Below are 11,651 nucleotides of genomic sequence, written 5' to 3'. Positions count from 1 at the left end.
CTCCGCGTTCGCTCCGGCCTGCGCTTTGTGCGTACCTCCGCGTTCGCTCCGGCCTGCGCTTTGTGCGTACCTCCGCGTTCGCTCCGGCCTGCGCTTTGTGCGTACCTCCGCGTTCGCTCCGGCCTGCGCTTCGTGCGTACCTCCGCGTTCGCGCAGCTCGTGCCCTTTGTGCGTATCGCACCGGGTTCGCTCAGGTAGTGCGCTGTTCGCGTATCTCCGCCTTCGATCAGGTCGTGCGCTGCGTGCTCACCCTGCCTTCGCGCCGACTGCGGTGTTTCGGCTGTGGGTGGACTGCGCACAGCTGCCGTTCCGGCCGTGCGTGGACGGCGGATGAGCTACTCCGGCTCCGTCCATCGGGTGGGCGGGGCATGGGCAGCCGTGGACCGGGGTTTCGTGCCCGGTCGGGAACCGAGGGGATCATCCGGTCGCTGGGCGGGTCAGCCGAACAGTTCGAGCTGGGGCTCTGTCCGGGGCTCGGCGGCGGGCGGGGTGCGGGGTTCGTCCGCCCGTTCGGGTAGCAGGCCGTGCTTTTCCAGCAGTGGATCGATACGTTCGCGCAACCAGCCGGCGTACTCGGGGGCGACCACCGCGCCCCGGTACAGCTGGCGGTACCGGCGCAGCAGCGCCGGATGGTGTTCGGCCAGCCAGCCCAGGAACCAGCCCCGGGTGCTGCCGCGCAGGTGCAGGGGCAGGGTCACCGCCGATACCGCGCCGGCCGCCGCGAGTTCGCCGAAGAGCTCGTCGAGCTGGGCCCTGCCGTCGGTGAGGTACGGGATCACCGGAGCCACCATGACGTTCACCGCGAATCCGGCATCACTGCAGGCACGCACCAGATCCAGCCGGGCGCGCGGGGACGGGGTGCCGGGTTCCAGGCCCCGGTGTAGTTCGGGATCGAGCAGGGCCAGCGATATACCGATATGTGCCGGGACCTCGCGCGCGGCCAGGGTCAGCAGTGGCAGGTCCCGGTGCAGCAGGGTGCCCTTGGTGAGGATGGAGAACGGGGTCCCGGAATCGGTGAGCGCGCGAATGATTCCGGGCATCAGCCGGTACCGGCCCTCCGCTCGCTGGTAGGGGTCGGTATTGGTGCCGAGCGCCACCTTCTCCCGATGCCAGGATCGGCGAGTCAGTTCACGCCGCAGGACCGCGGCGATATTGGTCTTCACCACGATCTGGGTGTCGAAATCGGTTCCGGCGTCGAGTTCCAGGTATTCGTGGGAACCGCGCGCGAAGCAGTACCGGCAGGCGTGCGAACAGCCGCGCATCGGATTGACCGTCCACCGGAACGGGAGATTCGACTCGTCGGGCACCTTGTTCAGCGCACTCTTGCAGAGCACCTCGTGAAAGGTGATCCCGTCGAATTCGGGGGTCTGTACGGTGCGGGCGAACCCGGCCCGGTCGAGCCCGGGCAGCGCGCCGTCGTCGGCATCCAGGGTTTGGTTCTGCCACCGCACCGGACCAGTCGAACACGCGTTCTAAGTACTGTCAAGCAGTCGGCGTGAAATCGGGGAGCGGGGCGTGCGGATCGGCGAAGAACGCGACCAGATCGCGCACGGTGTCGTCGATGGGACGCGGCCGGTACCCGAGTTCGCGGGTGGCTTTGCCGTGATCGACCAGCGGGGCCGAGATCAGCGCGCCCAGTGCCGCCTTCGAGACGATATCGGTGCCGAGTCGCTTACCGATCGGTTCCATCACGGGAATGAGTCCCGAGACCAGTTTCGGCGAGATGGAGAACCGCGGTCCCTTCTTCCCGCCGTGTCGCGCCGCCATCCGGCAGAGGTCGAGCATGGAGATCATCTCGCCGCCGATCAGGTAGTTCTCTCCGGTCCGACCGTGTTCACCGGCCAGCATCAGGCCGCGCGCCACGTCGCGGACATCCACGAGATCGAATCCGCCGTCGATCATGGCCGGGATACGGCCACGCGCGGCATCGCGCAGCGAACGGTTGATCCGCGACAGCGGGGTGCCGTGGTCGGCGGGTCCGAAAACCCCGGTGGGATTACAGATCACCGCGTCCAGGCCGGCTTCGACCACCGTGCGCAGTGCGATCTCGCCGTGCCATTTGGAGCGGTCGTAGACCGGCAGGCTCGCCTCGGTGGAGCGCAGCGTCGTCTCGTCGATACTGCCGCCGCAGCTGTACTGATCGAAGGCGTGGATCGAGCTGGCGTGTACGAACCGGCGGGCCCCGACGGCGTGCGCGGCCTCGGCCACCACCCGGACGCCCTCGGTGTTCACGCGCCAGGCCAGGTCGTGCTTATCGGCGAGGGTGATCACCGCGACCAGATGGTAGACGATCTCGGCGCCCTCCAGTGCGGCCCGCATGGATTCGGGATCCAGGACGTCGGCGCTCACCCAGGTGACGTTCGCCGTACCGGGTTGCCGTGGCGCGACCCGGTCGATGGCGACGATATCGTCGCCGCGCTCGGCGAGCAGCGGGAGCAGATTCGTACCCAGGTAGCCGGCTGCGCCGGTCACTGCGACCTTCATGGAGACGACAATATAGAACTCGTTCTAATTTGCAACATGTTCTAGTTTTGCCTTCCCGTGGTGTCTCGTGTGCGGGCGGTCGAGTGGGCTATATTCGGGCGGCAACCATTTGGTGCCGCAAGGGGTGTGCGTCGTTGCGGCATACGAGACGTTCTACGCGGTGGCCACGATGAAGTTCACGAAGAATGAGGGGGGAGCTCGATGAGTGATGTCTCGGTAGCGACCGAAGCCCTGCGCGCGTTCGGGATCACGAATTCCGGGATCGGCACCGAGATCGCGGGAGCCGGCAATATCGACGCCGTGGCCAATGTCGCGTCGCTGACGCCGGTATTCGGTTTGATCGGTGCCGACTATCTGGCCATGTTCGCCGCCGCCCAGGTACTGCAGGCGCGGGATATCAACGATCTGTCGGCCAAATACCAGAAGCTGTCGGAGGCCGCCTTCACCTCCGCGCTCAACTACGACGTGGCCGACGACGGTACATCCGGTGCGCTCGGTGCGGCCGGGGGTGGCCTGTGAGACCGATCGATACCACCGCCTCGGCGGGCGTGATCGCGCCCGAACTCCAGCAGGCGGTGCCCGCCGCGCCCGCGCGCGTTCCGGAAACCGCGGTGCCCTCGGTGCAGCCGGACCCGGGCGCTGCCGTCCAGGATGTACCGCTGGCCCAGCTCCCCGTCGACGAGCAGCCGCTGGACTCGCCGGAATTCGTCCTCTCCCAGCGGATCTCCGACGATGCTCCCGCCGCCGGGGTGCCGACGGCGGGTCTGCCGGGACTGTCCGGGCTCGGCGGCGATCCGGCCGATGCGCAGGCCATCCTGTCCGGTGCGGCCGAGGATGCCTCCGACCAGGCGAATCAGCTGCTCGGTACGGTCGATCAGGCCGCGGCGCCGGTGGTGGAGACTGCCGAGGGTGTGCTCGGCCAGGTGCTGAACACCGCCGCCGGTAGCGGCCCCTCGGGCGCCGCGACGGCCGCGGGCATTCCGGCGGCGGCCGCCCCGGCGTTGCCGTCCGATCCGGTGGGGGCGCTGCTCGGCGGGGCCGCGCTACCGGCCCTGCCCGGTATCGATGTGCTGTTCCAGCCGATCCGTGATCTGCTCAGCAGTTTCGGCACCGGCGTGATCGGGGCGCTCGACCCGACCGCGATCCTGAGCCAGTCCTCCCAGATCATCGAGATGGCCATGGGCGTGGGCAAGAGCAGTCTCACCGCCATGGGCCAGGTCTGGGAGAGCGACGCGTCCCAGACCGCGCAGACCGCGGGGCAGGAGGCCAACAACTCCGGGCTGCAGACCAGCCAGCGCGGTATCGATATCGCCGCGCTGACCCAGGCCGCCGCCGCTGTCGTGCAGCAGGGCAACGCTCAGCTCAGCACCATCGCCACCTCGTTCATCGGCCAAGCCGTCGCGCTCGCGCCGGTGGTGATGACTCCGCCCGCGCAGACCGCGCTCATCGCCTCGGCGACCGAACATCTGGGCCAGGCCGTGATCGTGGCCAATACCACCCGCGGGGATCTCGCCGGTAAGACCGCCGAACTGGGCGGGATGGTGCAGAGTCTGACGGGAGTGAACGGTCAACAGGCCGCCGAGGCCGCGCAGAGCGTGGCGCAGAGCGTCGGTGAGCCGATCATGCAGCAGGCGCAGAGTATGGCCTCCGATACCTCGGGTCTGGAATCGGTCCTGGGCTCCACCGATGATCCGGCCTCCACCACTCTCGCCGGCCTGAATTCCGGCAGCCCGAGCACCACCCCCGGCGGTCCCGGCCTCAGCACGGGCAGCCCGGGACTGTCGACCGGATCACCCGGCGGGACGCCGGGCACGCCGGGCTCTCCGTCGGTGCCCGGACTGCCCGGCGCGAGTCAGCCGCCGCTGGCGAATGTGCTCCGGCCGGGAGTGCCGGGCATGGGGATGCCCGCGGCCACGACACCCGCGTCGAGTTCCTTCATGGGCTCGCCCGGTGGTGCCGCCGCCGGGCAGCGCAACAGCGACGAGGAACACTCCCGCACGGTCGACCCCTACCGCAGCGCCACCGGTAACGACGATCTCACCGGGCCGCTCGGGGAATCCGCGCCCGAGGTCATCGGCGCGGTGGACGCCGACGAGGACGCCGGGTACGACAACCAGTTCTGAGCGCCGGGATCCGGCGGGTCAGCGCAGGCTCGCCGGATTGCTCAGATCGTCGGCCGAGTAGGTATCGCAGGCCGCCACCTCGCCGGTGCGGTATCCGGTGAGGAACCATTTCTGGCGCTGTTCGGAGGCGCCGTGCGTCCACGCCTCCGGGTTCACCCGGCCCTGGGCGGCCTCCTGGATCCGGTCGTCACCGACCGCCGAGGCGGCCGAGAGCGCGTCCTGGATATCGGTATCGCCCAGCGGTACCAGGAAAGGCGTATCCGAACCCGGTGCCGGGGTCTTGTCCGCGTAGTGGGCCCAGATACCCGCATAGCAGTCCGCCTGGAGTTCGGTGCGTACCGCACCGGACTGCGGGCCCCGGGGGTCCTGCTGGGCCCGGCCGATATCACCGAGCAGAGTCTGTATGTGGTGACCCACTTCATGGGCCACCACATACTCCTGGGCGAGCGGACCGCCCGTGGCGCCGAATCGGTCCACCAGCTCCTGGAAGAAGCCGACGTCGAAATAGGCGGTCCGGTCGGTGGGGCAGTAGAACGGCCCCACCTCACTGGTCGCGTATCCGCAGCCGGTGGAGATGCCGCCGGTGAACAAGCGGATTCCGGGCGCGATGTATTCGGTCGCGGTCTGTTCGGGCAGTTGCTCCGACCAGACCGCGTCCAGGCTCTGCGCGGTGAGCACCACCCGGCAGTCCACGTAGGTGTTGGCGTCCGCGCCGGTGCGGCAGTGCTCCGGAGTGCCGGCCGTCCGGCCGGTCCCCGGTCGCAGATCGTCGGCACCGGTGAACTGGCCGAGGACCGAACCCGGATCCCCACCCATCAGCAGGGCGAGCACCAGCACGATCAAACCGCCGGCACCGCCGCCGAGGGCCAGTTTCCCGCCCCGGCCCGGACCCGGTCCGGAAGAGGCGCGGCCGGGGTCGATCTGGATACGCTCGTTGAAGGTCATGGCTGATCCTGTCTGTGAACGTGTTCGCCGCGGCGTGCTCGGGTGCTGGCAATATATCCGTTTACGTCCGCGCGGCGGGGCCCACTACGATGGCAACCGCATCCGGTGGCCGTCCCGGTGTGCTCCGACCGTCGAAAGGAATACCGTGCTGCGCACCCACTTGGCCGGTTCATTGCGAAGTGAACAGGCCGGTCAGACCGTTACCCTCTCCGGTTGGGTGGCCCGGCGGCGTGACCACGGTGGCGTGATCTTCATCGACCTGCGCGATGCCTCCGGCGTGGCGCAGGCGGTGTTCCGTGAGGGACCGGCGGCCGAGCAGTCGCACCGGTTGCGGGCGGAATACTGCGTGCGGATCACCGGTGTGGTCGAACAGCGGCCGGCGGGCAACGAGAACCCGGAGCTGCCGACCGGCGCGATCGAGGTCGATGTCAAGGAACTCGAGGTGCTCAACGAGAGCGCGCCGCTGCCGTTCCAGCTCGACGAGCAGCCCGGTGAGGAGGTCCGGCTCCGGTACCGCTATCTGGACCTGCGTCGTGAGGCCCCCGCCCATGCCATCCGGCTGCGGTCCAAGGTCAACGCCGCCGCCCGGTCGGTGCTCGCACGGCACGAGTTCGTCGAGGTCGAGACCCCGACCCTGACCCGTTCGACCCCGGAGGGGGCCCGCGACTTCCTGGTGCCGGCCCGGTTGCAGCCCGGTAGCTTCTACGCACTGCCGCAGAGCCCGCAGCTGTTCAAACAGCTGCTCATGGTGGGTGGTATCGAACGGTACTTCCAGATCGCGCGCTGCTACCGCGACGAGGACTTCCGGGCCGACCGGCAGCCCGAGTTCACCCAGCTCGACCTGGAGATGAGTTTCGTCCGCCAGGAGGATGTCATCCTGCTGGCCGAGGACATCCTGGTGGCACTGTGGGAACTCGTCGGCTATCACATCCCCACCCCGATCCCGCATATGACCTACGCCGAGGCCATGCGGCGCTTCGGCAGCGATAAACCGGATCTCCGCTTCGGGGTGGAGATCACCGAATGCACCGAGTACTTCGCGAACACCCCCTTCCGGGTGTTCCAGGCGCCCTATGTGGGCGCGGTCGTCATGCCGGGCGGCGCGAGCCAGCCGCGGCGTCAGCTCGACGCCTGGCAGGATTGGGCGAAGCAGCGCGGCGCCAAGGGGCTGGCGTATGTGCTGGTCGGCGAGGACGGCACGCTCACCGGGCCGGTGGCCAAGAACCTCACCGAAGACGAGCGCGCCGGATTGGCCGCGCATGTCGGCGCCGAGCCGGGCGATTGCGTGTTCTTCGCCGCGGGCCCGGCCAAGGCGCAGCGCGCGCTGCTGGGCGCGGCGCGCTCGGAGATCGCGCACCGGGTCGGGCTGATCGACGAGAACGCCTGGTCGTTCGTGTGGATCGTGGACGCCCCGTTGTTCGAACCGGCCGCCGACGCGACCGCCAGCGGCGATGTGGCGCTGGGGCATTCGGCCTGGACTGCGGTTCATCACGCGTTCACCTCGCCGAAGCCGGAATCACTGGACACCTTCGACACCGATCCCGGTGCCGCGCTCGCCTACGCGTACGACATCGTCTGCAACGGCAACGAGATCGGCGGCGGTAGTATCCGTATCCATCGCAAGGACGTGCAGGAACGCGTGTTCGAGGTGATGGGCATCAGTGCGGACGAGGCGCAGGAGAAATTCGGCTTCCTGCTCGACGCGTTCGCCTTCGGCGCCCCGCCGCACGGCGGGATCGCCTTCGGCTGGGACCGGATCGTCGCACTGCTGGCCGGGCTGGACTCCATTCGTGAGGTGATCGCCTTCCCGAAGACCGGCGGCGGCGTCGATCCGCTCACCGACGCGCCGGCGCCGATCACCGCGCTCCAGCGCAAAGAAGCCGGCTTGGACGCCGTACCCCGGACCGACGGGAAGGCGGCCGAGACCAACGGCGCGGCGCAGCCGGCCGGGACCGTCGGCGCCTAGCTCCGGCTCACCCGACTCCGGCTATACGGGCGAAATCGGGCCTCCGGTGAGCGTGCGATACGCGTAGGTCACCGCTATCACCGCCACCGGGCCCGCGGCCAACAGGCCGAATCCGCAGGCCAGCAGGCCCAATGCGGTTACGGTCAGCACGGTCAGCACCAGCAGCAGCACGCGCCACGGATCACGCAGCACCAGCAGAAAACTGGATTTGATGGCTTCCACCGGGCTCTGGCCCTGTTCGATCGCGAAATGCAGGGAGAACATACAGCCGATTCCCACCGCGATCCCGGGAAGCAGGCACAGGGCCGAGGCGAGGGTGGTGGCGAGAAAGGCCAGCAACGCGGTCAGGAACGCGTTCGCCATACTGCCCAGGTAGAAGTAGGAGCCGAAACCCGGACGATAACCGTCGGTTTCGTAGAGGGCGCCACGGACCATGGCGGCCTGCAACAGCCACAAGGCGGCCATGACCGCGGCGAAGATCACGAACAGGCTCAGCGCCGAACGGGGCTCCACGACCCGGACGACCAGATAGAACGCCAGGTAGATGATCAGGCCGAGCGAGGTCACCGCGACCCAGGGACCGGGGTTGAGTTTGAACTTCTCCAGGCCGTAACTGAGCGCATGCCCGATATCCAGCCGGCCGGGGATCCCGGTGCCGTACGCCTGATATCCGTAGACCTGGGTATTCGGATCGGGTCCGCTACCGGGTGGGCCGTACACGGGCTGTCCGGGGGCCGTGCCGGTTTCCGTGGCGTCGTGCGGACCGGTGCCCCGGTCGCCGGGTCCGGGTGCGCCGGATCCGGCAGGCTCGGGCGGCGGTGTGTAGCGTGGCGCGCCGGGGGTATCCGAGACGGTGGGTTGTTGGGCGACCGGTTTGCCGGACGGTGGCGGGGCACCCGGGAGCGGGGTGTCGCTGCTCACCGCGGCGCTGCCGGATGCGGTGTCCGCCGCGGGGCGCGGCGCGTCCGGTGCCGGGGGTTGTCTGCCTGCCGTGGCCGGATCACCGGGAGCGGCCGGGACGGAACGCGGTGTGTCGGTCACGCTGGCATACCTTTCGACGCAGCTGGTTTCCGGTGTGGCGCACAGCAGTTCAGATCGAGAAAACCCGACCCGCTCAGCGCTGTCAAGCAGGCCGGTCGGGCGGCGGAGAACCGAGCGGACACGCCGACCGACACGGAAAGGTTGTTCAACCGCTCGCTAGAAGTGACCGGATGCGAGTAACTTGAGATGCGATGACTGCACTACTGGCCGAACGAGCCACCGAAGTCGTATCCGCAGCACAGCAGTTGCTCACAAAGCGAATGGGTGCTCCGGTGAAGCTGAGCGATCCCACCGAACTCAGCGGTAGCGGACGGACGACCGTCCTACGCGTCCGGGTCGCCGAGAACGCTTTCTCCCTGCCCCGCACCCTGATCATCAAGCAGGTGCGCGGGTCGGTATCGGACCCGAAGAACGTCACCGTCACCCCGGGCGTCGCCAGCGTCGATTCGGCCTTCCTCCGGGAAGCAGTGTCCTATCAGTTCACCACCGCGCTGAGCCGGGGCGAGCGCCCCGGCGCCTACCTGATCGCGCACAACCTGCCCGAGCGCCTGCTGGTCCTCAGCGATCTGGGGGAGAACACCAAACTCACCGATGTGCTGAGCGCCGGTGTCGAACCGGCCACCCGCAACGCCATGATGGCGTTCGCGCAGGCCCTCGGCCGGATGCATGCCGCGACGGTGGGCCGCGAGCCCGATTTCGTGGCGCTGCTGCGCCGGGTCGACGTCGTGCACCGGGTGGACGGAATCGCGCAGCAGGCGGAGGCCGCCCTCGCGGAGATGCCGGCGTTGCTCCGCCGCGAACTCGATATCGAGGTCCCCGACGAGGTCAGCGAACAGGTCGCGCACGGCGCGCGACTGTTCACCGGCGGCCGTTTCCGCGCCTTCAGCCCCTCGGATCTGTGCCCGGACAATGTGATCCTCAACGAAGAGGGTGCCCGCATCCTCGACTACGAATGGGGCGGATTCCGGGACGCCACCCTCGATATCGCCTACGCACTGGTCTCCTTCCCCGGATGCCTGTGCGATATCGAACTCTCCCGCGAGCGCGCACTGCAGATGGTGGAGGCCTGGCGGGCCGAAGTGGTCGGTGTCTGGCCGGCCCTCGCCGACGACGCACTGCTCGCGGACAAGATCCTCGAAGCCCGGCTCATCTGGGTATGGCTCAGCACCTACTGGTTCCTGCCGGCCGACCACGCGCGCGTCGCCGCGGCCCGTGAACACGGATTGTCGGTGCCGCGCTCGGACGCACTGCTCAACCGGTGGGCCGGCCTGGCCGAAGACGCGCGATGCCTGGGCAACGACGCGGTCGGCGATTTCGCCGAAGCGGTCTGCGCGGTCCTCGACGAGCATTTCAGCTGAGAGGTGCTCACGCGCCCCGCACCTCGGGGCTGTGTTGTCAGTGGTCCCTTCGGCGGGTCGGTGCGGGTTCCTGTCGACTCCGGTCCTTCGCTGCGTCTTCCCGGAACCGGTGCGGACTCGGCACCTCGCCGGGAAGGTACGGCTGGTCCACCGTTCGCGATCGTGGGCGCCGCTGCGGTAACGGCGCGAGTGGCGGAAGGTTTGCGCGTCGATGTGTGGTGATCGACCCGGGAAGGTCGACGGTTCGGTGAGTGCTCGGTGGCTGCCTGTCCGGGGCAGTGGATCGTGCCCGCACGCCGGTCGGGGTGTCGGCGGTGGACGGTACGGTCGCAGTCATGAGTGACGGTCTGTTCGAGATGCCCGGTGCGGGGGCGGGCGCACCGGATATCGCCTTCGCGGGCGCGGCCGCACGGGATGGTGGCGCGCACGCACCGCTCGCGGTGCGGATGCGGCCCGCCTCACTGGACGAGGTGGTGGGCCAGCAACATCTGCTGGGGGCGGGTTCTCCGCTGCGCCGGCTGGTCGAAGGGTCGGGGGCGGCATCGGTTCTGCTCTACGGTCCGCCGGGGACCGGGAAGACCACCCTCGCTTCGCTGATCTCCCATGCGACCGGCCGCCGGTTCGAAGCGCTGTCCGCGTTGTCGGCCGGGGTCAAAGAGGTGCGTGCGGTCATCGATATCTCGCGGCGGCGGTTGACCGCGGGGGAGCAAACGGTGTTGTTCATCGACGAGGTGCACCGATTCTCCAAAACACAGCAGGACGCGCTGCTGGCCGCGGTCGAGAACCGCATCGTGCTCCTGGTCGGCGCGACCACGGAGAACCCGTCGTTCTCGGTGGTCGCACCGCTGCTGTCGCGGTCGCTGGTACTGCAGCTGCATTCGCTCGGGGCCGACGATATCCGCGCCGTGCTCACCCGGGCCGCCGCCGATCCGCGCGGTCTGGACGGGCAGTACACGATCACCGGCGAGGCGCTCGACCACATCGTCCGTATCGCGGGCGGTGACGCCCGGCGCGCGCTCACCGCGCTCGAGGCCTCGGCCGAATCCTCGCTGGACGGGACGGTGGATCTCGACCTGGTGGCGGCCAGTATCGACAAAGCGGCCGTGCGCTACGACCGCGCCGGTGACCAGCACTACGACGTGATCAGTGCCTTCATCAAATCCATTCGTGGATCCGATGTCGACGCGGCCCTGCACTATCTGGCGCGAATGCTGACCGCCGGTGAGGATCCGCGTTTCATCGCCCGCCGCCTGATGATCCACGCCAGCGAGGACATCGGGATGGCCGATCCGACCGCGTTGCAGACCGCCACCGCGGCGGCGCAGGTGGTGCAGCTGGTCGGGTTGCCGGAGGGCAGGCTGGCGCTGGCACAGGCCACCATCCATCTGGCGACCGCGCCGAAATCGGGCGCGGTGGTCGCGGCCATCGGCGCGGCCATGGCCGATGTGGCCGCCGGGAAGGCGGGGACGGTGCCCGCGCATCTGCGCGACGGGCACTACGCGGGCGCGGAACAGCTCGGCAACGCCCAGGGTTATCGCTACCCGCACGACGCCGCGGACGGAGTGCTCGCCCAGCAGTACCCGCCCGACGAACTCGTGGGGGTGGATTACTACCACCCCACCGACCACGGTCACGAACGCGCGGTCGGGCCCCGGGTGAGCACGCTGCGCAGGATCGTCCGCGGTCTGCGGCCCGGAAACCCGGCTCGGTGATAATTCGGGTGCGCGGCACCGG

General features: G+C 68.9%; 9 protein-coding genes. 5 read left to right on the top strand and 4 right to left on the bottom strand.

Annotated elements, in window-relative coordinates:
• Positions 1-437: 437 nt before the first annotated feature.
• Positions 438-1,451: an Rv2578c family radical SAM protein gene (locus ACWEWT_RS09275; protein ID WP_452557823.1), complete on the bottom strand. Its 1,014-nt coding sequence runs from the start codon at positions 1,449-1,451 to the stop codon at positions 438-440.
• 31 nt (positions 1,452-1,482) lie between these two features.
• Positions 1,483-2,484: an NAD-dependent epimerase/dehydratase family protein gene (locus ACWEWT_RS09270; protein ID WP_452557822.1), complete on the bottom strand. Its 1,002-nt coding sequence runs from the start codon at positions 2,482-2,484 to the stop codon at positions 1,483-1,485.
• A gap of 201 nt (positions 2,485-2,685) precedes the next feature.
• Here ACWEWT_RS09270 and ACWEWT_RS09265 point away from each other — a divergent pair, with 201 nt between their 5' ends.
• Together ACWEWT_RS09265 and ACWEWT_RS09260 are read left to right on the top strand one after the other, a co-directional pair.
• Positions 2,686-3,003 (top strand): type VII secretion target, encoded by a 318-nt coding sequence (locus tag ACWEWT_RS09265; RefSeq protein WP_452557821.1) that lies wholly within the window; start codon positions 2,686-2,688, stop codon positions 3,001-3,003.
• On the top strand, positions 3,000-4,607 hold the full coding sequence (locus ACWEWT_RS09260; RefSeq protein ID WP_452557820.1) for a hypothetical protein: 1,608 nt from the start codon (positions 3,000-3,002) through the stop codon (positions 4,605-4,607). Before ACWEWT_RS09265 ends, ACWEWT_RS09260 begins: the two co-directional genes overlap by 4 nt.
• A gap of 18 nt (positions 4,608-4,625) precedes the next feature.
• On the opposite strand, the gene ypfJ is transcribed toward ACWEWT_RS09260, so the two are convergent.
• A complete protein-coding gene (gene ypfJ / locus ACWEWT_RS09255) occupies positions 4,626-5,552 on the bottom strand; it encodes a KPN_02809 family neutral zinc metallopeptidase (RefSeq protein WP_452557819.1) in 927 nt (308 codons plus the stop codon).
• Positions 5,553-5,697: 145 nt separating this feature from the next.
• Here ypfJ and aspS point away from each other — a divergent pair, with 145 nt between their 5' ends.
• Positions 5,698-7,518 carry an aspartate--tRNA ligase gene (gene aspS, locus ACWEWT_RS09250; protein ID WP_452557818.1) on the top strand — a complete coding sequence of 607 codons (1,821 nt, stop codon included), beginning with the start codon at positions 5,698-5,700 and terminating at the stop codon, positions 7,516-7,518.
• 21 nt (positions 7,519-7,539) lie between these two features.
• Here aspS and ACWEWT_RS09245 read toward each other — a convergent pair whose 3' ends face one another.
• Positions 7,540-8,559 carry a hypothetical protein gene (locus ACWEWT_RS09245; RefSeq protein WP_452557817.1) on the bottom strand — a complete coding sequence of 340 codons (1,020 nt, stop codon included), beginning with the start codon at positions 8,557-8,559 and terminating at the stop codon, positions 7,540-7,542.
• A 191-nt stretch (positions 8,560-8,750) separates the two neighbouring features.
• Here ACWEWT_RS09245 and ACWEWT_RS09240 point away from each other — a divergent pair, with 191 nt between their 5' ends.
• Both ACWEWT_RS09240 and ACWEWT_RS09235 read left to right on the top strand, forming a co-directional pair.
• Positions 8,751-9,917: a phosphotransferase family protein gene (locus ACWEWT_RS09240; RefSeq protein ID WP_452557816.1), complete on the top strand. Its 1,167-nt coding sequence runs from the start codon at positions 8,751-8,753 to the stop codon at positions 9,915-9,917.
• Positions 9,918-10,252: 335 nt separating this feature from the next.
• Positions 10,253-11,629 carry a replication-associated recombination protein A gene (locus tag ACWEWT_RS09235; protein WP_452557815.1) on the top strand — a complete coding sequence of 459 codons (1,377 nt, stop codon included), beginning with the start codon at positions 10,253-10,255 and terminating at the stop codon, positions 11,627-11,629.
• Positions 11,630-11,651: the final 22 nt, after the last annotated feature.

This window comes from Nocardia sp. NPDC003963 (genome assembly GCF_053605105.1).
Note: the sequence above shows the minus strand (reverse complement) of the source record. Positions and strands in the feature narration are given on the sequence as shown.